At 47.3% G+C, this 22,905-nt stretch carries 19 protein-coding genes; 8 read left to right on the forward strand and 11 right to left on the reverse strand.

Features of this window, described 5'->3' with window-relative positions:
* Nucleotides 1-232: 232 nt before the first annotated feature.
* The 3 genes from VFW36_RS04185 to VFW36_RS04195 are packed head-to-tail and all read right to left on the reverse strand — an operon-like array spanning nucleotide 233 to nucleotide 5,231.
* Nucleotides 233-3,262, reverse strand: coding sequence for an efflux RND transporter permease subunit (locus VFW36_RS04185; protein WP_329657555.1), 3,030 nt, complete (start codon nucleotides 3,260-3,262; stop codon nucleotides 233-235).
* Between the two features lie 8 nt (nucleotides 3,263-3,270).
* Entirely contained in the window at nucleotides 3,271-4,008 is a 738-nt protein-coding gene (locus VFW36_RS04190) for an efflux RND transporter periplasmic adaptor subunit (protein WP_329657556.1), read from the reverse strand.
* Nucleotides 4,005-5,231 carry a TolC family protein gene (locus VFW36_RS04195; protein ID WP_329657557.1) on the reverse strand — a complete coding sequence of 409 codons (1,227 nt, stop codon included), beginning with the start codon at nucleotides 5,229-5,231 and terminating at the stop codon, nucleotides 4,005-4,007. Before VFW36_RS04195 ends, VFW36_RS04190 begins: the two co-directional genes overlap by 4 nt.
* 111 nt (nucleotides 5,232-5,342) lie before the next feature.
* On the opposite strand from VFW36_RS04195, the gene VFW36_RS04200 reads away from it, so the two are divergent.
* Nucleotides 5,343-5,945: a TetR/AcrR family transcriptional regulator gene (locus VFW36_RS04200; protein WP_329657558.1), complete on the forward strand. Its 603-nt coding sequence runs from the start codon at nucleotides 5,343-5,345 to the stop codon at nucleotides 5,943-5,945.
* Here the strand turns inward: VFW36_RS04200 and VFW36_RS04205 are convergent.
* Nucleotides 5,942-6,616 (reverse strand): TIGR01621 family pseudouridine synthase, encoded by a 675-nt coding sequence (locus tag VFW36_RS04205; RefSeq protein ID WP_329657559.1) that lies wholly within the window; start codon nucleotides 6,614-6,616, stop codon nucleotides 5,942-5,944. The two genes, VFW36_RS04200 and VFW36_RS04205, sit on opposite strands and share 4 nt — an antisense overlap.
* A gap of 117 nt (nucleotides 6,617-6,733) precedes the next feature.
* Here VFW36_RS04205 and VFW36_RS04210 point away from each other — a divergent pair, with 117 nt between their 5' ends.
* The 7 genes from VFW36_RS04210 (at nucleotide 6,734) to VFW36_RS04240 (ending at nucleotide 12,462) form a co-directional block, all read left to right on the forward strand.
* A complete protein-coding gene (locus VFW36_RS04210; protein WP_329657560.1) occupies nucleotides 6,734-7,546 on the forward strand; it encodes a DnaJ domain-containing protein in 813 nt (270 codons plus the stop codon).
* Nucleotides 7,547-7,710: 164 nt separating this feature from the next.
* Nucleotides 7,711-8,448, forward strand: a complete 738-nt coding sequence (locus VFW36_RS04215; RefSeq protein WP_329657561.1) for a TetR/AcrR family transcriptional regulator — start codon at nucleotides 7,711-7,713, stop codon at nucleotides 8,446-8,448.
* Complete coding sequence (locus tag VFW36_RS04220; RefSeq protein ID WP_329657562.1) at nucleotides 8,441-9,769, forward strand: AarF/ABC1/UbiB kinase family protein; 1,329 nt, start codon at nucleotides 8,441-8,443, stop codon at nucleotides 9,767-9,769. Before VFW36_RS04215 ends, VFW36_RS04220 begins: the two co-directional genes overlap by 8 nt.
* Nucleotides 9,762-11,228 (forward strand): DUF4173 domain-containing protein, encoded by a 1,467-nt coding sequence (locus VFW36_RS04225; RefSeq protein WP_329657563.1) that lies wholly within the window; start codon nucleotides 9,762-9,764, stop codon nucleotides 11,226-11,228. The genes VFW36_RS04220 and VFW36_RS04225 overlap by 8 nt, the downstream gene beginning before the upstream one ends.
* 14 nt (nucleotides 11,229-11,242) lie before the next feature.
* On the forward strand, nucleotides 11,243-11,605 hold the full coding sequence (locus tag VFW36_RS04230; protein ID WP_329657564.1) for a hypothetical protein: 363 nt from the start codon (nucleotides 11,243-11,245) through the stop codon (nucleotides 11,603-11,605).
* Nucleotides 11,598-11,993: a VanZ family protein gene (locus VFW36_RS04235; RefSeq protein ID WP_329657565.1), complete on the forward strand. Its 396-nt coding sequence runs from the start codon at nucleotides 11,598-11,600 to the stop codon at nucleotides 11,991-11,993. Before VFW36_RS04230 ends, VFW36_RS04235 begins: the two co-directional genes overlap by 8 nt.
* Nucleotides 11,994-12,009: 16 nt before the next feature.
* Nucleotides 12,010-12,462: a hypothetical protein gene (locus VFW36_RS04240; protein WP_329657566.1), complete on the forward strand. Its 453-nt coding sequence runs from the start codon at nucleotides 12,010-12,012 to the stop codon at nucleotides 12,460-12,462.
* A 115-nt stretch (nucleotides 12,463-12,577) separates the two neighbouring features.
* On the opposite strand, the gene VFW36_RS04245 is transcribed toward VFW36_RS04240, so the two are convergent.
* The 7 genes from VFW36_RS04245 to flhA form a co-directional block, all read right to left on the reverse strand.
* Nucleotides 12,578-13,615: an HD-GYP domain-containing protein gene (locus VFW36_RS04245; RefSeq protein ID WP_329657567.1), complete on the reverse strand. Its 1,038-nt coding sequence runs from the start codon at nucleotides 13,613-13,615 to the stop codon at nucleotides 12,578-12,580.
* Nucleotides 13,608-15,893, reverse strand: a complete 2,286-nt coding sequence (locus VFW36_RS04250; protein ID WP_329657568.1) for an ATP-binding protein — start codon at nucleotides 15,891-15,893, stop codon at nucleotides 13,608-13,610. Before VFW36_RS04250 ends, VFW36_RS04245 begins: the two co-directional genes overlap by 8 nt.
* 11 nt (nucleotides 15,894-15,904) lie before the next feature.
* Nucleotides 15,905-17,029 (reverse strand): substrate-binding domain-containing protein, encoded by a 1,125-nt coding sequence (locus tag VFW36_RS04255; protein ID WP_329657569.1) that lies wholly within the window; start codon nucleotides 17,027-17,029, stop codon nucleotides 15,905-15,907.
* A 62-nt stretch (nucleotides 17,030-17,091) separates the two neighbouring features.
* A complete protein-coding gene (locus VFW36_RS04260) occupies nucleotides 17,092-17,802 on the reverse strand; it encodes a pseudouridine synthase (RefSeq protein WP_329657570.1) in 711 nt (236 codons plus the stop codon).
* Nucleotides 17,789-19,621 (reverse strand): ABC-F family ATP-binding cassette domain-containing protein, encoded by a 1,833-nt coding sequence (locus VFW36_RS04265; RefSeq protein WP_329657571.1) that lies wholly within the window; start codon nucleotides 19,619-19,621, stop codon nucleotides 17,789-17,791. Before VFW36_RS04265 ends, VFW36_RS04260 begins: the two co-directional genes overlap by 14 nt.
* Nucleotides 19,622-19,629: 8 nt before the next feature.
* The gene (locus VFW36_RS04270; protein ID WP_329657572.1) at nucleotides 19,630-20,706 is read right to left on the reverse strand and encodes a phosphoesterase; all 1,077 of its coding nucleotides are present in this window, start codon (nucleotides 20,704-20,706) and stop codon (nucleotides 19,630-19,632) included.
* A gap of 7 nt (nucleotides 20,707-20,713) precedes the next feature.
* The gene (flhA, locus tag VFW36_RS04275) at nucleotides 20,714-22,903 is read right to left on the reverse strand and encodes a flagellar biosynthesis protein FlhA (RefSeq protein ID WP_414720237.1); all 2,190 of its coding nucleotides are present in this window, start codon (nucleotides 22,901-22,903) and stop codon (nucleotides 20,714-20,716) included.
* Nucleotides 22,904-22,905 lie beyond the last annotated feature (2 nt).

The raw sequence follows: 22,905 nt of genomic DNA on the forward strand, positions 1-22,905 counted from the left end.
AGGGGTTCAGCTCTTGAGAAATCATGCTGTAATCGTTTTTAATCTGATCGACTTCGCCCGATTGTGAGATCTCTTTATACGTCGGTGGAGGGGACTAGGAAGCGGTACCAAAAGGGTTTGAGAACGGATACGAACTGTTCGTTTTAACCTGCATTTGCACTCCTTATAATTCTAGTTATAAAGAGAGTAGCAAAAAGCAGTCCAAAATAGGGATTTATAGCCTCAAAAGAGGCTATTTTTTAATCGTATAGAGCTTACGAAGCTTTGCGTCCAACGGTGCGAGGACTTTGTAGAGTGCGGGAACGACGAGGAGACTTGTCAGCGTCGAGAGGAGCAATCCGCAGATGACGGCAACCCCCATCGGTCCTTTGACCCCTGAGCCTTCTCCGACCGAGAGGGCGAGGGGGAGCATCCCGAACACCATCGCCGTCGTTGTCATCAAAATCGGACGCAGACGTGAGAGCCCCGCTTCAACGATCGCTTCATCGAGTTCTTTACCGGAATCTCGGAGGCGATTCGCCGCATCGACGACGAGGGTGGAGTTTTTCCCGACGAGTCCCAGCAGTAGCATCAGCCCCATCATACTAAAGAGCGACATATTCATCCCTGCCGCCCACAGACCGATAAATGCCCCTGTAAAGCTCAGAGGCAACGCACTCATGATGATGAGAGGCTGTAATGGCGATTCGTACAATGCGGCGAGGATGAGATAGATCATCACCAGTGCCGCACCGATAGCCACACCGAACGCTTCGTTACTCTCTTGCATGTGTTTGGCATCGCCGTCGAGCTCATAGGCTACCCCTTGATCCAACCATTCGCCTTGGCGCTCGTTGACGATTTTGACCAGTTTATCGAGCGGCAGAGCTTTGGTGATGTCGGAACCTACGATCACCTTTTTGAGGCGGTCGAACCGTTTGATCGTGGTGGGTGCTTGACTCTCGCTGATCGATACGACGGCTGAGAGCGGTACGGTTCCCCCTGCTGAAGTGCGGACATTGAGGGCATTTAAGGTGTCGATGCTTTGTCGTTTCGTATCATCCAGACGCATCACGACATCGTACTCTTTCCCCCGTTCGCGGATAAAGGTGATCGTTCCGTCCCCCGAATAGCCGCTGGCAATTACACGGGCGATCTCATCGACGTTGACCCCGAGGCGTGTGGCGTTTTGGGTGAGGACGGTGATACTCAGCTGAGGTGCTTTGGGCTGAATGTTACTTTGAACATCGGTTGTCCCCTCGATACTTTTGAGCAATTTCATTAGTTTCAAAGCCGAAGCTTCCGCATCCTCCATGTTTTGAGCTTTGATGATTACCTGAAAAGGGGTATTGATCTCGTAGCCTCCGATGTCGTTGACCTCGGTGACACTGGTCATTGTAAACCCTTTTAAACTATCGAGCATGGAACGGGTCTCTTTCATGATGTCGCTTTGGCTACGGGAGCGCTCTTTGATCGGTTTGAGGCGGACGTAGAGTGCTGATTCATGTGCCTTTTGATCATTTCCGCGCCCGACATAGAGGGTGCAGTACTCCACTTCGGCAATTTTCCCGATACGATGCTGAACATCGAGAGAGAGTTTTTTCATCCCCTCAACACTCGTTCCGGCAGGAGCTTTTAGGGTAATGTCGAACTGGCTTTTGTCCTCTTTGGGCATAAATACCATCCCCAGTGTCCCCGAGAGGATGATGGAGACGATGAAAATCCCTAGAGCGCCAAAGAGGGTTGTTTTTTTGTATTTCAGAACGCTTTGGATGAGAGAGCGGTATGTCTCCTCCATCCGAACAAAGAAAGGCTCCGTTTTGTGATAAAAGCGGCTGTGTTCCCCTTTGGCGATTTGTGACGCGATCATCGGGATCAAGGTGATCGCGATAACGAACGAGACGACGATAGCGGCGATAATCGTCACCCCGAAACTGGTGAAAAACCGTCCGACGATTCCGCTCATTTTGGCAACGGGGACGAAAACCGCCAAAAGCATTGCTGAGATAGCGACGATGGAGAAGATGATCTCGTTTACCCCTTCGATGGCGGCACTCAGGCGGTCACGTCCCGCTTCGAGTCGTTTGAAGATATTTTCGATGACGACGATAGCATCATCGATGATGATTCCGATGGCGAGGGTGAGGGCGGTGAGGGTGAGGAGATTGAAGGTTTGACCGCTCCATCCCATGATCGCAAAGACCCCGAAAATCGATACCGGCAACGAGACGGCGGCGATGAGGGTGAGGGTAAGATTGCGTAAAAACAAAAAGATAACGAGCGAGGCGAGGACAGAACCTAGAATAAGGTCAAACTGAACCCCATCGAGGGTATCACGGATATATCCCGTCGCATCTTGCAAGGGGGTGAGCGTCATGGTTGGCTCCAGTGCCGCCAATGCGGGGAGCTGTTTACGGACAATATCGGCGATAGCGATTTCGTTGGCTCCCGTCATTTTTTTGACCATCAATAAAACGCCCGATTTACCGTCCAACGATGCAAAACTGCGCTCTTCGGCCAAGGTATCACTTACCGCTGCCACATCCCCGAGACTAAGCCCATCGCGTATCCGAAGCGTTCGCAGCGCGTCTACCGTTTTACTATCGTTATCGATGAGGATTTGGGTCTCATGTGCAGAGTCTACCGTTTTCCCTCCGTCGAGACGGATATTTTGGGCACGGATAATATTCGTTAGATCGCTCATGGTGAGGGAGTATTTGGAGAGGAGCACCGGATCGGGGGTGATGCGGATCTGTTTTTTACGCAAACCGGCGATCGTGACACCGCCGACCCCTTCTATACGCTGTAAGCGGGGTTTGAGAATCTCATCGGCATGCTTCATCATTTTTTGGGTGTCGTTACCCGCCAAAAAGAGGGTGATGACGGGGGATGAGTTGAGCGAGTATTTATCGACCGAGGGTTTATCCACCTCATTGGGGAGTTGAATACTGGAAACTTTGTCACGGACATCATTGACCGCTTCGTCGAGATTTTTGGAGAGTTTGAATTGGGCGACGACGACACTGATCCCTTTGGAACTGTCCGAGCTGAGGGTATCGAGTCCCGAAATCCCGCTCACCGCCTCTTCGATCTTGTCGCTCACTTTGCTCTCGACGATGTCGGCATTGGCTCCCTTATAGGTGGTGGTGACGATGACGATCGGAAAATCGACATTCGGATAGAGTCCCGAGGGCATACCGCCTCGTTCGACCAGCCCGAAAAAGATCAACGCGAGGGCGAACATAATGGTAGTGATAGGGCGGGTAATGGCAATTTTGTGCATAATAAGTCCTATTTAGCCATGATCATGCCGTCGCCGAACGTGCCGGGACGCAATCCTGAACCGTCGGCCTCGGCGGTCATTTGACGATTTTTGGTATTGATAGTGGGGTAGATTTTAATGATTTTGGTACATTTACCCGTCGATTTACCATCGATTGAGGTGCAAAAACGATCCCCCACTTTGACCTGTGAAGCGAATTTGGAATCGTACTGGATGAGAAGTTTGGTTTGGTCGCTGATGAGTTTAAACAGAGGTGTTCCCCCCATGGACGATACCATGTCCCCCATCTCGATATTTTTTTCGGAGATACTTCCCGCAAACGGGGCGCTAAGGCGCATTTTAGAGAGTTTTTGTTCGGAATAGGCGACCGATAATCGAGTCCGCTCTAGCTGTGCGCGTTTGGCATCCAGTTCGGCTTTGAGTTTGCCAAGGGTATTTTTATCAAACACCTGCGCACTTTTTTCATAGCGGGCGTACTGATCGCTCAAAAAGGCGGCCTCTTTGGAGATAGCCTCCAAATCGGCTTTTGCCATTTGAAGCGATAGCTGCTCTTCGGTACTGTCGAGTTGGAGGAGGAGGGAGCCTTTTTTGACATGATCACCGTTTTGGACGGAGACGTTTTTAACGATCCCCGAGGCATTCATCCCCAGAGAGGCTTCACGGTAGGCTTGGGATTCAAACGTGGCGTACACATCTGCCCACAACGAAAAGGTACAGAGGCTAGAGAGTAGGGCAATTTTTTTCATTTTTCATCCTTGATTAGAGTCATTAAATCGATTCCGTACGCATAGGCGGCACTCGCTTTTGCCACTTGGAGGGTGTTACGGGCATTGCGGGCTTTGGCACGCGAGTAGGTGAGGTTGGTGAGTTCGCTGAGGTACGTTGTCGTATTGACCAACCCCGCTTCAAAGCGTTTTTTGATAAAACCGAAGGCTTCGAGACGCGCTTCCTCTTCGGCAATGGCTGCGTCGTAGGCATTTTGGGAGGTTTGGATCGACATGAGGGCTATTTCGGCATCGTTGTTCAGACTTTGGATCTTGTAATCCAAGAGATTCTGGGCTTTAAGGGTATCGATACGGGCTTGTTCACGCTCTTTTGCGATGCGTCCCATATCAAAAAGGGTCATAGAGAGGGATGCGGTGATTTCGTTTTGGTTCAGCGGCTGGAGATTGGTTCCCCCCATTGTATCGTACCCGCTGTACTCCATGTATTTGTGTTTTGCCTCGAGGGTGATGGAGGGGAGATAGGTATAGCGATTTTCGGTGTTGCGTAAAATATCGATTTTGGAGCGATCGCTTTGCAGATCATGGCGCTCCAGTGTTGAAAATACCGGCATGGCAAGCTCACGGTAGACAAGCGGCTCCCGAATCGCAGTTGCGCTCAGGAGTTCCAAATGTTTACGATGTTTTTCAAGGAGCATTTTGAGATTTTGTTCGTCATACTCGGTTTCGAGTTTGGAAGCAATCAACGATTTGAGAATATCGGTGGTGGCGAGGTCATTTTTTACGAGTACCTCATAACGTTCCACTTCGGAGAGGATCTCTATTTTTTTCTCTTTATTGACGTTCAGTCGCTCTTGGGTATCGAGATAATCATAATACGCCGCGATAGTCTCCATGAGGACATTTTGCTCTTCTTGTGCGAGTGAGTGGGTGGCAGAACTCATCGACGCATGGAGGGCATCGAGTAGGGCTTCGCGCCGAAACCCGTCAAATACACTGATCTGCGCCCCTATCTCGGCACCTTGGATTTTGTTCGGCTCAAACGCAGGTGTTTTATCTTTTTTCTTATAGAGGGCAGTTGCGCTAACCGTCGGGAAATAGGCCGTTTTAGCCTCATCAAGCAGAGCTTCAGATTTTTGTATCTCCAGACGTGCCGATTCGACCCGTAAATTCGTTTTGGCACTCGGAAGCAACGATGCGAGATCGGCACACATGAGCGATTGGGCGGCGAGGAGTAAAAGAGCCATATTCCTCATACTGTTTTCCTTTTTTAAATCGTTATTACGTTTTATGTTGACAATGGTAACATTAAATGTGAACAATGTCAACATATTTATGCTATAATTTTTCTCATGAACATGAAAAAGACCTCTGCTTATCATCACGGTAATCTCAAAGAAGCGCTTCTCTCTACCGCTTTGTATATGGTAGAGAGTGAAGGTCTCGATGCGATTACACTACGTGAAATCACCCAGCGACTGGGGACATCACGCAGTGCTGTGTATCGCCATTTTGAAAGTAAAGAGGCTCTTATAAAAGGGGTGATCGAGCAGGGATATGCCCAGTTGGATGAACTGTTTACCCCGATTTTCCGGGATCAAAACCGCAGTGTCGAAGAGCGTTTTGAGTCTATGAGCCGTGCGTATTTGGATTTTGCCATCGCGCACCCCAACCTCTATCGTCTCCTTTTCGGTGAGCGGTTTCGAGAAGAGCGCGAGGGGATATGTGACTACCGTGACGAAACGCAGGCGACAGGCTTATATGCGCTGATTGGGTTGCTTCTCGAAGCCCAAGAGAAAGGTATTGTTGAAAAAGCCGATCCGATGATCCAAGCTGCAACGATTTGGGCATCGGTACACGGGCTAGCCTCTTTATTGATCGACGGGCATCTGATGATGAGTGACAATCTCGAAGAGATCTACCGACACATGTACATCTCTTTACTCAAAGGGCTGTGTTAAAACTGCTCCCACGGCTTGCTCCACAGCTCCAACTGATGTTTACACTCCGCACTCACAAACCGTTCCCCCTCCTCTGGCGCTATAACAAACTCAAATACGTCACCCTCAAGGCTAAATCGCAATGCGTAGGCGTGCAGATACCCCCGTTCCTCTTTGCGGGCTTCGTCGGATGACGCGTAGCGCTCATCTCCCGCGATAGGGGAGCCGAGACTTTTGAGGGCGACACGGATTTGATGCGTTTTTCCCGTATGGGGTTTGATGAGGAAAAATCGCTCATGGGGACGCAGTGCACAACTCACAAACTGCGTGATAGCGGGGTTTTCCATTGTGGTGAGGAGTTTATAGTCACCCCGTCGTGCACTCGTCATATCTCCCTTGATCCATCCCATTTTCTTTTTCGGCTTGCGCATCGAGATGGCGAGGTAGTATTTCTCGATTTCTTTATGTTCAAACATTTTGCCGAACTGCGCGGCGGTTTCGCTAGTTTTGGCGAGGATGACGAGACCTGAGGTCATTTTATCGAGGCGGTGAACAGGGAATAGGGGGATTCCAAGTTGCTCGCTGACCTGCACGACAAATCCCGCTTCTTCTTCGGAGTGGAAGTTGACACCTGCCCTTTTGTGGGCGATGATGAACCTATTGTTTTCAAAAATCAGCGTAATCTTTTCCATATGAAAGTCTATCCAATCTACCCTTTTGCTCAAGCAGATCAAGGGAATATTTTTTGCTTTAATGGAGAAACATATCAAGCGGGGTATCTAACAATGCGGATATTTACCAATAGAACCATGATTCTGATCCATGCTAGACGTGATACGGTACAGGAGAAGGTGATTGTCGATTTTGTAAATCGTCACTTCAAATACAAGGTTCAAGGTGAATCGAGTATCTTTATCCATCACTGCAACGAAGAAGTTAGCAGTAAACAAAGATTCTTTCATTGGCTCTACTGGAACTACCAGCACATGCATGGGAAAGATCCCCGCGATTTACGAGAAGAGATCGAATCGAGACCGCAACGCCCGATAAAAATCAATTGGATTGAACAAGCCAATATCATCACCAATATCCCGATTACCATCGAGGTTATCAACACTATTTATTTAAAATTTACCTTCAAACAAGACAATGCGACGACGTATATGCATAATTTTTTGCGCGGCTATTTTAAAAACCATATCATCAGCCATTCAGGAGATAGAGATCACTATCTCGTTAAGATCGATAGTGAAGCTGTTAAGGAAAAACTTCTCACACTTTTAAAACGTACTCGGATCATGCAGTATTACGTCAGTTTTACGTACAATCAACAGCAAATTTCACAACTTCTAGCCGCCAACAATCATTTTATCCCTCAAAATGAGAGTGAACAAGTAAAGATAGAGAAAGCCTACAAATTGCTTAAGGTATCCCCTGAGGAAGAGATTTCCGAGATCAAAAAAAGATATAAAAAGCTTCTATACAAATACCATCCTGATAGAGTGTACAACCAAGGTCAAGAGCTTATCGACAAATACACCATGACCTTCCAATCGATCCAGAGTGCATTTGAAACTATCCAAGCTGACAAAAATACTCAGACAACGCTTAGAGCTTCGTAAGTTTCTAAGCTTAATTCCCCTTCAAAACTATCCTCAATTACAACTTCTTTTCATTTCTTAATATAGATTTCTAACTAATTTTCCTATTTTATTTAACTTACTATAAAATACTTGACAATAAAATCGTATTTAATATATACTACGTTAAATAAATAGGAGGCGATATGAAAATCTCTCAGGAAAACAAAGAACTTACCAAACTGAAGATCTTATCAGCAGGTGTCGAATTGATTATCGAAAAAGGGTTCAAAGATGCTTCGATGCGTGAGATAGCGCAACGTGCCGGAGTGAGTAATCCGACGATCTATAACTATTTTCCGACCAAAGAGCAGATGCTCTATGCCTATATCGAATGGAAGCATCAGCAAACGCGCGAGATTTTGGGTGGAATCGAGGGGTTTGAGAACTATACGTTGCGTGAACAGCTTCAAACGCTGATCGAAACGGAACTCGAACTTTATCTCGAAGATCGCGAATTTATCCTCCAAATCTCAGAGATGGTGTTTCACTCTTCATCTTTGAAACTCGATTCTCTCTATGCAACCAATCGTCTCTTCGTCGAAACCGCCGCTGAGATGATCGCTATCGCTATCGAAGCGGGAGAGGTTGAGAAACCTCCGTTCGAAGAGTATTTGCCGAAGCTGTTTTGGGACTATTTCGTGGTGGTTGTGGCGTATTGGGTCAAAGATGAGAGCGAGTCGTTTGAAAATACGACTCAGTTCATCGATCACTCTATGGGAGTTATCGAAGCGCTACTCCAATCAAATCTTTTAAATAAAGCCTCTGAGTTGGGGATGTTTTTGTTTAAAAATCATCTCCTCTCATCACTGACACGTTTTTCCACCAAACAGAGCCGTTTCACAAAAATGAAACGTAAACTCGGGGAGGTGTTACATGGATAAGTGCATACCGACAACCACGATGGCACGTGCCAATGTGATCGGTAAAACATTGGTCAAAATCGGAGCGAATCACTCCAAAGGGGTGATTAAAAAACTGATCTCATCGGGTAGCAACCGACAATCGATCCACGATGAGACGCAAGAAGCGACGGCAAAACTGATCATAGAAGCGCTCGGTGAGCTCAAAGGGGTGTCGGTTAAAATCGCTCAACAAGTCGCTTTGGCGTTACCTTTTTTACCGCAAACGTATCTCGAACAAATCACTAAATCCTTTAACGCGATTCCGCCGATCAACCGTGCGCTGATTCGTAAAATCATCAAACAAGAGTTGGAACATTACCCCGAAGAGGTGTTTGAGCACTTCGAATCGACTCCGTTTGGGAGTGCCAGTTTGGGACAGGTGCATAAGGCGACGTATGGAGGAAATGCTCTCGCGGTAAAAGTGCAGTATCCCGGTATCGCCAATACGATCAATACCGATATGGGGATGATCAAATTCGCGCTTCAACGCTTCGCCAAAGGGCAAAATGTCGATCATTTGATTGAGGAGATCAATCAACGCCTTTTTGAGGAGGTGGATTACGCGTATGAAGCGAAAAACGTCCTATTTTTTAGCGAACGTCTCAATCATCCACAGGTGGTTATCCCTAAAGTCTACCCTGAACTCTCTAGCTCAAAAGTACTGGTATGTACGTATATAGAGGGGAAATCGTTTGGAGATTTTTTAACATCGTCTCCGACGCAAGAGGTGCGAAATCATTTTGCACAGCTCCTCTTTGATACCTTTTTCACCTCGTTGTATGCTCTCAAAGCAATTCATGCCGATCCTAATCCGGGTAATTTTATCTTTATGGATGATGATCGACTGGGGCTTATCGATTTTGGTTGTATCAAATACGTGGATGATGATTTCCTCGTCCCCTATAATCGATTGCACCTTTCGCTCATAGAAGGGTGCGATGATCTCGCTATTGCAAAACAGTATGCCGCGCTCAACATGATCGATTTGAGTGATGATGCGTCGATGGTTGCGTTTTACACCGAGGTGATTAAACCACTGGATCGGCTTTATATCGATGTTCTCACAAAAGATCATTACGATTTCGGAAATGATCACTCTTTTTCCAAAAAAGGGTTTGAAACCATCTTGGAAGTGCAGCGAAAACAGACTCATTCGGTACACAAATTTAACCAAGAGTATCTTTTTCTAAACCGTACCCTCTTGGGGTATTACACAATGTTTGAGCAATTAGGTGCGCAGATCGACACACGATCGGCTAGAAGTATTATGAATCAATACCAAGGAGAAAATCATGGCTAATATGACAGAAGAGATCCAAAAGATCGATTTTGATGGGTTTCGCTTTACAAGCGGATGGTTCAGTATGTTGTTGATCGGGGTGAGTCTGATACTTGCGTTGTTTCAATCGTTTTTTCTTCCGAACAATGTGGTTGGATTAGGGAATATCCTTTTTTTCCTGATTGCGATGATTCCGATGCTCTATTTGGCTTTGAGCGCTCAGGTGAGTAATCGATATACATTATGGCTGCTTCCGTTGGTCGCGGTGTGGACTGCCGATGTGTTTATTTATAATAATGTGTTGACGCAGTATTATCTCCCGACCATCATAATGGCGATGATTGGGATTTTGTACCTCACGAGTATGCACAAAGTCGATCATTTGTATCAGACGATGATTCCGAGATTGTTGGTTGCGTTTTCACCGTTGAAATATTTTAAAGTATTTTTCTCTCATCTGTTTGCACTTAATCCGAACTATTCAATCTACAAACGGATACTCAAAGGGGTACTCGTTACCGTACCGTTTATCGCTCTGTTTTTAGCGTTGTTTATGAATGCCGATACCAATTTTAGCACTGCCGTCAACCATATTATCGGTTTGTTTGCACTGCCTGCGATGGATCGGGTGATGATGATTCCCGTCTATTTTGTCCTCTTTTTAGGCATCTATCTCTATAGCTATCTCAACCGTGCGCAACGCTCGACGAATGATGAAGCAAAAGCTTATGACAAAGTAATCGTTGGGATTTTTTTAGGGGGACTTAATGCTCTCTTCGCCGCTTTTTTGGCTTTTCAGATTGCGTATCTCTTCGGGGGGGAAGCGTACATTACTAAATCAGGGATCGCACCGGCTCAGTTTGCTCGCGAAGGATTTTTTCAACTCGCATGGGTTATCGCTCTGGTCGTCGTTATCTTTTTGGGGATGATGCGCCGCTATAAAGGAGAGATGAGTATCCAAATCTTAATGGGTCTATTTATGGCTCAAACGGTAATCATGGGGATCGCATCGCTCAAAAAGATGCACTTGTATCAAACATTGATGGGGATGACGACACTGCGCTACTATGTGGAGTGGTTTGAATATTTCTTGATCGCGGTGTTGGTTGTGGGGATCGTTCTTATGATGATCCGCCAATCGTATCACGTTATCTTGAGTACTGTTACCGCTATGGGGTTGATCGCTTTTACGATAGTCTCATCACTCAATGTCGATTATATGATTGCGTCGCATAACGTAGCGAAGTTCAAAAATGAAACTGCAAAACTTGATACCGCGATGCTCTCGACTCTCTCTATCGATGCGTTGCCGGCATTGAAGGAGACTCCCGTGATGATAGCGGTCAATTTTCCAAAAGATAGTTGCCAAACTGCCATGCAATACCATTATGGTAGATGTGAACTGATTGGACAACATGGGGATAAACAATTATTGTATATCAACCAACGCAACACGACTACAGTTGCGATTAATCGATAATCAGGAGGCATCCAATGAAAGTTTTTGATTTTTATAAAAGTTTTGGAATCGATATGAGTGAGCACAACGGCGGTCAATTTTATGCGCTAAAGTATTCAGAAGCACTGGAAATGGTTGAACTCTTGAGAGAAGAGGGGGTTACTATCCACAGTATAGATGTATTACATCGTAATATCAGCGGATTATTCGATTATCGAAACGAGAGGGGTGAACGCATCTGCTGGGATTTTGATAGCGAAAATATTCCAGAATCTGAGCGTTATGGTGTTGCGACATCAAGAATAGAGGCTTTGGGAGTGGAGAACGTCGCATTTTTGTTCTCGGATGAAAAATCGTACAAAGCATGGAAAAAAAATCATCAAAGAATGAGTGCGTAGATCGATGGAAACGACACTGAAATCGAACCGTTTGAAACGAGTTTTTTATCCCGCATCTTTTTTCGTCCTATTGTTAGCGATTATCTATAAAGCCGATACGGCAAACTATAACTTTGCGTTTCATGTGGTAGGGATGATCCCCTATGGCGACAAAATCGCTCATGCCGTTTTATATGGGATTATGGTGTATTTGCTGAATTACGGTTTTAATGGTAAACGGTGGCTTAGGATAGAACTCGGTTCTGTGATCGTGTTTGGTTTTGCACTGATTGAAGAGGTGAGTCAGCTCTATTTTCCTAGCCGCTCATTTGATTGGTTTGATCTTTTAGCGGATGCAATTGGGATTGTAGCAGTGACGATGGTTTATCGGATGGGTAAGGAAAAATAAAATAACACAAATCATTTTGATTTTATTTGTAGTACTGTTTTTTTTAGGATGTTTTGCACAATTGATCATCTATCCATTTTATTGGATTGTCATTTATGCGGATATTGTTTATCTGTCGATTATTGCTGTTTTTGTTTTCATGATTATTGGCTTCTATGTACTAAAAAAATATCATCGTCTTGATCGTTTATCTATTGTTACATTGATCGGTGGAGGGATTATTTTTTTGGGATTCTCGGCATATATGGAAGCGTCGTTTTTTATTTGGAATGTAGCAAAAGAGAAACACCATTCTAGTCTAACAGGTTTGCATATTAATTTGAGTAAATGGACTGATTTTTCTTTCTTTGATAGGGCAGATCATGGATGCACTCATGCGGAAATTGAAATTGATGGTCAACGGTATTATTGGAGTTTTAATAAGAAAGATTTTGTTAAAGCTGAAGATAATTTAATGCGTTGTGATTAAATTAGACTATTTTGAATTAGAAAAAATAACACTGTTTGCCTTGAATAAGTTTATGGGTATGCTGTTCATGGTTCGACAAGCTCACCACGAACGACGTTTTCTCCGTACAAATTATTTATTTACCAAACAGTGAAAAATCGACTTGGTATCCCTTTTCCCGAAACAATCGAAGTGCGGCATCGGCAACTTCGGGATCGAATAAGATTCCCCTCTGTTCTTCGATCTCATGGAGTGCGACCTCGATCCCCAAAGCGGGACGGTAAGGGCGATGCGACGCGATAGCTTCGATCACATCGGCAACGATGAGGATTTGAGCTTCGGGGGAGATTTCGTCGGCTTTGAGCCCTTCGGGATACCCCGATCCGTTTTGGCGTTCATGGTGTTGTAGGACGAATTGGGCGATCGGCCACGGAAAATCGATCCCTTTGAGGATGTCGTATCCCGCTTGGGGGTGTTGGCGGATGAGGTTGAATTCGACTTCACTGAGTTTGCCGGGTTTGCTGAGAATTTCTGCGGGTATGTAGATCTTGCCGACATCGTGTACGACCCCTGCGAGGTAGAGCCCTTCGATTTTTTGTTCATCCCAACCGAGTTCGCCTGCGATGGCGCTTGCGATTTCCGCCACACGAAGCTGGTGTCCTGCCGTATAGGGATCGCGTAATTCTACGGTCGCGGCAATCGCCGTGATCGATTCGAGGAGGGTTGCTTTGAGTTTTTCCTCGCTTTGTTTGAGCGATTGGGTTCGCTCTTCGACCATTTTTTCGAGATGATGGCGGAGCTGGTTGAGTTCGAGATGGGTGCGTACTCTCGCGAGCAGTTCCTCGCGGTGGAACGGTTTGGTCACATAATCGACCGCACCTTTTTCAAACCCTTTGATGATCTCTTCTATGGCAGAGAGCGCACTGACGAAGATCACGGGAATGTCACGTGTGTGCTCCATCTCTTTGAGGTGGGCGCATACTTCGAATCCGTCCATCCCCGGCATACTAATATCCAAGAGGATCAGATCGGGCGGATCCATTTTTGCGGAATGGAGGGCTAATTCTCCGTTGATTGCGGCGCGGACTTCATATCCTTCGGCGACGAGGATGTCGTGGAGCAGTTTGAGGGAGGCTGGCGTGTCGTCTGCGGCTAGGATGATTCCCTTATTCATTGTTTTCCTCCTTGGCATCAAGTGCGTCGAGTATTTTAGGATAGTTGAAATCATCTACCAAATACGATAGGGTACTTTGCAACTCTGGATTGATTTCGCCGATTTGGGTGAGCGCTTCATCAATCCGCTGTTTGTTGAGACTTTTTAATGCCTCTTTGAGTGTGATGCGGATCTCTTCGGGCAATGCGGAGAGTTGCTCTGCATTTAGGTGCCGAGATTCGGTTTTTTTACTAATGTTGGGTGAACGGTAGATGAATTCGATTCCCAGTTGCTCGGTCATACTGTCGTATATTTCGTTAAAACGATACGGTTTATAGACGATAGCATCCATACCGCACGAGAGGAGTTCAGGTTGTTGCTCGGTAAATGCCGATGCGGTGACGGCGACGATTTTGACTTTGTCCCCATCCGGCAGTTGACGGATCTCTTTGGTCGCCTCGACCCCATCCATAATCGGCATAGCGCGATCCATCCAAATCAAGTCGGGATGCCAGTCGCGGAAGATTTGCACGCATTGTTCACCGTTTTCGGCTGTTTTTGTCTCCACGCCGATCTGATCCATCAGTTGAGAAAGCAGTAAACGGTTTTCATATTGGTCTTCGGCTATGAGGATTCGGTAGTCTTTCTGCCCCGGAGCGATCCCTATCACTTCACCGTGAACTTCTTTGCTCATATTGTGCACTTCGGTCTCGTCGGCTAGTGCCAGCGGAAGATCGACTTGGAACAGGGAACCTTTTTGCGGCTCACTGACAAGGATTATATCGCCGCCCATGAGTTGGGCAAATTGACGGGCGATCGTGAGCCCCAGACCGGTTCCCCCTTTTTCAGCTCCTTTGGTCAATTGGACGAACGGGCGGAAGAGTCTTTTTTGATCTTCGGGTTCTATCCCCGGACCGGTATCTTTGACCTCGATCAAGAGATGGTTACGGGTGTTGTATCTCACATCGAGTCGGATGGTTACAGAGCCTTTTTCGGTAAATTTGATAGCATTTCCGACCAGATTGATAAGAATCTGACGAAGACGGGCTTCGTCTCCTTTGATGTAACGGGGAAATTCGGAGGTTTGGTCGAACTGGAGACGAAGCCCTTTTTGTTCGGCACGTATATGCATCATTTCATGTATATCCCGCACCATAGAACCGAGGTCAAAAGGGGCAATTTGCAGTTGCAGTTTTCCCGACTCGATTTTGGCAATTTCCAAGATGTCGTTGATGAGAGTGAGAAGATACTCGCCGCTGAAATTGATGATGTCGATATTTCGGCGCTGGTTGTCGCTCAAGAGGGGATCTTGATGGAGCATTCCGGAGAACCCGAGGATTGCGTTTAGAGGGGTGCGCAATTCGTGGCTCATGTTTGCTAGAAAGAGGCTTTTGGCTTTGTTAGCGGTTTCGGCAGCGTCGCGTGCCTGTAGCAGTTCAACGGTACGTTGTCCTAATTGTCGGCGGTCTTCCCAGAATAGTTCGAGTGCGTGAGCCATTTCGTCGATTTCATCATGGCGCAGTGCCTCATTGTGCTGAGTATGCGGTTCTTTGTCTGCCGGCTTACCGGTTGAATCTAGGCGAAGATCACGGCTGATTTGCTGTAAACGTCCCAATACGTGTGCTCCGAGAAACCATTTTGAAACCATCAATGCTATTATGAGACTTCCGACGAGCAGCAGTGTTACCCAGCGAACATTACGATCTGTCAGATCATCGAGCTGTTGCATTGCATCTTGATAATTGCGGGTGAATCGCTCGGATTGAAGCTGTGTTGCGTTGATGAGTTCCTCGGCTTGTTTGTGCAACTCTATATGATAATATGGTTCCGGTTCAAAGGTACTTTTGGTTCGGTTTTTTAGGGAAGTTTGCAACTCTTTTTCCCGAAGCTGTGCCGCGATATTCGTTGTATTTCGGAACATTTGGCTGGAGAGATGGAGTTCGAGTAAAGCGTTCCCTTTGGACTCGGAGGCAAGCTGATCGACAACCTTATCAAACGTCTCCAATTGAGCCAAAATTTCCTCATAATTATCATGCAATATCTCTTGGGAGTGCGCTTGTGCCAATTGATAGGACTTACGCTCGATTAAAAGCGTCAGTTGTACCAGTTTTTGAGCCTCCTGCATCTGCACCAGACGGTGCCCTACCAAGGTGTGAATGGTTGTCGTAGAGGTTTGGAGCGTATAGACCGCCATAACCCCTCCGGCTAGAATCAGCAGAGTTAATGCCGATATTGCGAGCATAAACTGTCGCCGAAGGGAATACGGTACCCATGAAGTGAAGCGTTTAAAAAATGGCATAATCACTCCTCTTAACGCTTCCAGATACGGCGGTATATTTTTCGATAGCCGTTATCGGGGTCAAACTCCATCCGCTTGCCGCCATCATAGGCGATATTCTCCGGAGTCACGAGATGAGGGTTCATGACATAGCCGCTGACGCTCTGATGTGAAAGGAGACGATTTAGCTCGTCCGCCAACTGCCACCCTTGCAAGTTTAACGGTTCCGCTACCGTACCGTATTGAAACATTTTGGCTTGTATCCTCATAAAGGCAGCCGGACTTCCGTCTCCTGCGGAAAACAGGCGGATGTCCCGTCCCGTTTTGGTGAATTCGGGGGAAGCATAATCGAAATAGATGTCGTTGATTGCGAGGGAATGTGTCCACCGAGATCCGTAGCGCTTCAGTAATTCTCGTGTAATTTTGGGCATTTGTTGCGCACTTTGTGAGATCGGTACACGGCGTATTTCGAGCAGGGTACAGGTAGGACATTCTTGGATGATTTTTGCCATTGCATTTGCTTTGCTCATCGCAATGGCGAAGTTGCTGTCGGTGAAGATGATGACTCCCGCTTTAGCATGGCTTTCGACAACGGCTTTCATGGCTGTGACTCGGGCGACTTGGTAGGGGTCGGTGGAGACATTCATCGCCACACTTCCAGATGCGAGTTTTCCGGCATTTGGTCCCACATGCCATCCCACCACAGGAATCCCCTCTTTTTTAAATTTGACCAAGCGAGATTCGAGGCTATGGGCATCGCTTCCGAGCAAAATCACTCCATCAGGTTTCATTGCCAATGCCGTCTCAAGTGCACTATTACGACCGCTGATACTACCGCGCGCATCGAGTATCTTGATCTCCCACCCCAATACATCTGAGGCTTCGCCCAATCCTTTGGCGACACCCAAAACACCGCCGTTTCGTAAATCCTCACACACTACCGCTACTCTCATACCGTGCACTCCGATGGGTCCTGTCGTGGGACCGTCCCAGTTTGAAGCGCGTTCGCTTGCTTTGGCGACAATCTGTTGCATTTCAGTTAAAGTGGTAGATTTTTTTTCGTTTGGACGATCTGCGGCAGATGCATTTCCATTGATAATGAGGAAGAAAACTGTGAGTACGTAAATGAGTAAATTATTAGGTGCTATTTTACCCATTTGTATCTCCTCGGATTAATAATTAACGTGCAAAACTTGTTGTTTTAACTATTTCAATTATATCACAAAGTCATAAAATGGTCACATGTAAAGAGACGAAACTCCCCCTCTTTTAAATCCCCCAGTGTCAATTCCCCAAACGACGAGCGGTGCAGTGCGGTAACATGATTGCCGACTGCCGCAAACATCCGCCGTACTTGATGATAACGTCCTTCGGTAATTTCTAATGTAGCATGGGTTTCGTCGATTACGGTAAGTTTGGCGGGTAGGCAGGGGCTTTTTTCACCGTTTAACATCAATGTTCCCGAAGCGAAAATCTCTGCTTCATCTCCTCGGAGTGGTCGATCCAATGTCGCTTCATAGATTTTAGCAACATGGTGGCGTGGGGAGGTGAGACGGTGAAGGAGTGTTCCATCATCCGTGAGGAGTAGTAGTCCGCTCGTCTCTTTGTCGAGTCGTCCGACGGTGGAGATTTTGGGATCGCGTATCCGCCATCGAGGCGGGAGGAGATCATAGACGAGTCTCCCTTCTCCTTCATCATGGCTACAGATCAAACCTATGGGCTTGTGCATTAAAATCACCATTCCAGAGGGGGGATCAAGGGGTTCGCCCTCAAAACGGATTTCATCATGAGAGACTTTGGTATCGCTTTTAAGATAGAGGTTGTCGGCGTGGGTAATAATACCGTCTCGAAGGAGGGATGCAACCTCTTTGCGAGAGCAATATCCCAGTGAGGATAGGAGTTTGTCGAGCCGTACTTTAGAGCGCTTCAATCTTTTCCTCGTATTCGGCTTCGATTCGCGTGATTTCGTCACTGGCGATCTCGAGCCGCTCGAACAGCTCTTCGATCATTTTCTCATCCTCTCCGACCTGTTTGGAGAGTTCGAGGAGCTTGGAAGTCTCCCCCTGATTCGAATAGGCCGTTAGGAGTTCATGAGAAGTCTTTAGTTTCTCTTCGAGCTTCATGATCGTGCTCTCGCAATGATCCACCTCTTTTTTCAGCGGGCTGAGGAGTTTGGAACGCTCTTGGATGAGGGCGGCGCGAAGCTGCTTGTTCTCTTTTTTATTGACATTTTGTGTCACTTTGGGAGGTTTTGGAGCATCACTGATCTCTTCATCCCATCCGATTTTCTCCAAAAAGTCATCGTAACCGCCGTCGAAGAATTCTGCATTTCCCTCACGGAAAATGATGAGCTGATCGGCTAACTCACGCAATAGCATCTCGGAGGGGGTGACGATGACGACGGAACCTTCGAATCGCTTCAGCGCGTCGCACAATGAATCGATCGACTGCATATCTAGGTGATTGGTCGGCTCATCGAGGAAGAGGAGATTGGCAGGGGTGGCGATGATTTTCCCCAGCATAACGCGGCTGCGCTCCCCTCCTGAGAGGATGGAGATTTTTTTATCGGCATCGTCGCCGCTGAACATCATCGTTCCGCAGATTCCACGGATACGGACATTTTGCAACGTATTGTCGGCACTTTGTATCTCTTCGGTGATGGTTCGGTTTTTGTCGAGGCGGTCGATGTTGGTCTGACCGAAGTGGGCAATGGCAGTGGAGGGGTGAGAAATGATCTCACCGTTGGGGGTCAAAACTCCCGCAAGGGTGTTGAGGAGGGTCGATTTTCCCTTACCGTTTTTCCCGATGATGGCGAGGCATTTTTTCGCCTCCAACGCAAACGAGAGCTTTTGGAACAGCAGTTCATCGCTAGTGTAACCGAACGATAGCTCTTTGACCTGCATGATTACTTTGGCGGGAGTAGGGCGATAGGAGAACGAAAAAGAGAGATCTTTTTCACCTTCCAATGACTCCATCGTCCCCATCTTATCCAGCTCTTTTTGTTTCGATTGGGCGAGGGTTGCGGTAGAAGCACGGGCTTTGTTGCGGGCGACGAAATCTTCTAACTCGGCACGCTTTTTATCGTGGTTGATCTTGGTCTTTTCATAGAGTTCGTCTTCGCTTGCCATCATCTCATAATATTTGTGGCTGTTTCCTTTGATGATACTGACACAGCGGCGGCGAAGTCCCATCGTATGAGTTGTGACCGAGTCCATAAAATGACGATCATGGGTGATAAGGATCACTTCCCCTTCGAACGCTCTGATAAAAGAGGCGAGCCAGCGGAGTGAGACGATGTCGAGGTAGTTGGTCGGCTCATCGAGTAAGAGGAGATTGGGTTCAGTGACGAGGAGTTTGACGAGGTTGAGGCGGATTTGATACCCTCCTGAAAAACTGAGCGGGTCTTTTTCTAAATCGTCCTGCGTAAACCCAAGACCAAAGAGGATTTTTTCGACGCGATAGACCTCATGTTCCATATCACCTGTGAGAACGGAGGCGCACTCTTCGCGGACGGTTTTATGGGTGAAGTGGAGATGTTGGCGAAGCGTACCGATACGGTAATTTTTCGGGATAATGATCTCTCCCGAATCATATGGCTCTTCATCCAAAATGATTTTAAAAAGGGTCGATTTTCCCGTCCCGTTACGTCCGACGAATCCGACTTTGTTTCCGGCGTTCAGTTTGAGGGAGAGGTTCTCAAAGAGAACTCGTGTGCCGTAGCTTTTGGTGAGGTTATTGATCTGAATCATAGAGTGAGTTACTCTTCTATTTTATGCGGTAATTTACCAGGCATCGCCTCTTTGTTGGCGAGCATATCTTCCATTTGCCGTTTCACTTTATCGTAGCGGAATTGCTCTTTGAACCCTTGAATTCTGCCGCCCGCCGCATTCGGATGCCCGCCGCCGCCGACCCATTCGCCTGCCATAGCGGCCACATCCACTTTGTCATGTCCGCGTAAACTCATCGTTCCGCGTGTTCCGACATCGACGATGAAATCAAAGTCAGGGAACTCGGTTAAAAAACCGTTGCCGATGATCGAGGTGTTGCCTAGACCGTAGCTCAAAAAGCCGCGCCATCCTTTGTAATAGATCGTCATCGTAGAGCGTTTGGTTCCCAGCAGTGCGACGATATGCTTGGTGGATAGGTTGTCGAGGGTATTATCGACACCGTCTTTGAAAAACTCTTTTTTCATTTTATGGAGAGCTTCATCCAGCATAATGTTAGCGTTCGGGAGAAACCGCATGGTTGCCGCCTCTTCGAGCATAGTGAGCTTGTAAGCGCGATCTTCATCGGCAAACATGACACGGCTGAGTTCTTTGGCATCCGATATGAGACGCATACACACTTTTCCGTACTCGAAATCGTCCTCTTCATCCTGATGCCACAGATCGACGGCATTGACCACTTTGACAAACGCCTCTAACCATCCGCCACCGTTTAATCCGTAATGCTCTAATGCGTATTCATAAACGATTTTCGTCGCACAACGCTCGGTGTCCAAAAAGTACCACGGATATTGTGCCGCCGTGTCTTTTCCGCTGCCGTGATGATCGAGGAGGGTGATCGTGATTGTCCAACCGCTCTCATTGAGACGGTTCACTTCATTGTTGAGCCATTTTGCCTCTTCGGGATAGAGGTTTAAGTCGGTGATGAGAATCGTGGCGGTTTGTTTGGCTTTCTTGATGGTGTCGATAATCTCTTCGAGACGATCCATTACCTCGGCGCCGTAATTAGCATTATAACTGAACAGTGTATGGGGCGTTTGAGCCATAACCAGTTGGCAACTGTAGCCGTCGAGATCGATGTGGGAGAGGTGGTAAAATGTGGTGGTCATAAATTTCCTATTTGGTATCTAAAGTGATGGAACCGAGTACTTCAAATTTGGCGTTTGAGTCGATTTCGGCATGGGAGAGGGTGACAATTTCGAGGCTGAAGCGCTCATAAATTTCAGCCAACGGACGGCGAAGTTTCGGATCGACGATGACGATAATCGGCGAGATCCCTTTTTGGAGGAGTTCGGTTGCTTTGGCACTGGTAGCCTGAATCAGTCCGTTGATCTCTCCGACATTGAGGAGGAGTTGACGCGTTCCGTCACGCTCTTGGGATTTTTCCAACATCATCTGTTCACTCATCGTATCAAAGGTGAGGAGCTTGATAACACCGTCTGGACTGGTGTACGCTTGTGTAATGATACGGGAAAGTTTGGCACGGACGTGTTCGGTGATGATGTCGACGCTTTTGGTATACTCGGCGACATCGGCCATTGTTTCTAAGATCGTGATCATATCCTTAAGAGGGACACGTTCGTGCAAGAGGGCTTTGAATACACGCTGGATAAGACCGATATTTGCCACTTTGAGAAGATCGTCCACGACAACCGGATAGTCGTTTTTGATTTTTTCGATGAGCGATTGGGTCTCTTGACGGGTGAGAAGCTCTTCGGCGTGCCGTTTGACCAACTCACTCATGTGGGTGGAGATGACGGTTGCCGGATCGACGACGGTGTAGCCGTTGATGATAGCATCCTCTTTGAGAGCCGGATCGATCCATAGCGCATCGAGACCGAATGCCGGCTCTTTGGTCGGTTCTCCCTCGATCTCCGCCATCGCCATACCGCTGTCCATCGCGAGATAGCGATCGGGTTGGATGAGTCCGTCACCGATGTTGACCCCTTTGAGGAGGATCTCATATTGGGTCGGTTTGAGGTGAAGGTTATCGCGGATACGCACCTGAGGCATCAAAAAGCCAAAATCCGAAGCGATTTTTCGTCGCATAGATCGGATACGCTCCAGCAAATCTCCCCCCTGCGCACTGTCGGCAAGACGGATGAGCTGATAGCCGAGGGTGAGTTCGAGCATTTCGATTTTGAGAATATCCTCCAATGCCGCCTCTTCTTCTTTGGCGATCTCTTCGTTGCTTTTTTTACGCGGAGCGGAAGAGATGTCCCCCTCAGATGCATTCGTACTACCCGAAGAGCCGTCTTTTTTAGCAATAGCGGGAGCGGAAGTGAGAACCAGTTCTCCCCGCTCGTATTTATAGAGAGCATATCCCAATCCGGCGAAGATAAGCCCGACAAATCCGAGTGAGAGTGTCGGTAGCCCCGGAACCATTGCAAAAAGAAGCATGATAAACCCGACGATAATCATAACACGGGCATTTCCCATGAGTTGATTGATACTTCCCTCTGCAAAGTTTCCGCCCGTATCGCTTGAGCCGCGCGTAATCATAATACCGGTTGCGGTAGAGATAATCAGCGCAGGTATCTGCGAGACAAGCCCGTCCCCGATCGTGAGAATCGTATAGGTTTGACCGCTGGCGGCGACATCGAGATCAAATTGGAAAATCCCGATCAAAAATCCGCCGATGATATTGATGAGGGTGATGATGATCCCTGCGATCGCATCCCCTTTGATAAACTTGCTCGACCCGTCCATCGCTCCGTAGAAGTTGGCATCCTGCAAAATCTCGGCACGGCGCCGTTTTGCTTCGCTCTCGTCGATCAGTCCGCTGTTGAGATCGGCATCGATCGCCATCTGTTTTCCGGGCATCGCATCGAGGGTGAAGCGGGCTGCTACTTCGGCGACGCGTCCCGAACCTTTGGTGATGACCATAAAGTTGATCAAGACCAAGATGGTAAAGACGATCACCCCGATGACCATGTTTCCGCCGACAACGAAGTTTCCGAAACTCGTGATGATGTCACTCACCGCTTCAGGTCCTTCGTGACCGTGGCTGAGAATCATACGGGTTGTTGCGATATTGAGTGAGAGGCGAAAGAGGGTAATGATCAGCAATAGGGTCGGAAAGGTCGTCAGATCGGTCGGTTTAGGAATATAAAGGGAGATAAGTAAGATCAGAACCGAAAGGGCGATGACGATCGCCAAGAGGAAATCGAGCATGGCACTCGGCAACGGAACGATGATAATCGCCAAAATCGCCATAACAAAAAAGACGACACTGAGATCCCGTGAGGCGAACAGCGCCGATAATACCGTTTTAACGTCGGGGGTCTTATTCTTTGCTTTAGCCAAAC

Source organism: Sulfuricurvum sp., from assembly GCF_036279695.1.
Classification (GTDB): Bacteria; Campylobacterota; Campylobacteria; order Campylobacterales; family Sulfurimonadaceae; genus Sulfuricurvum.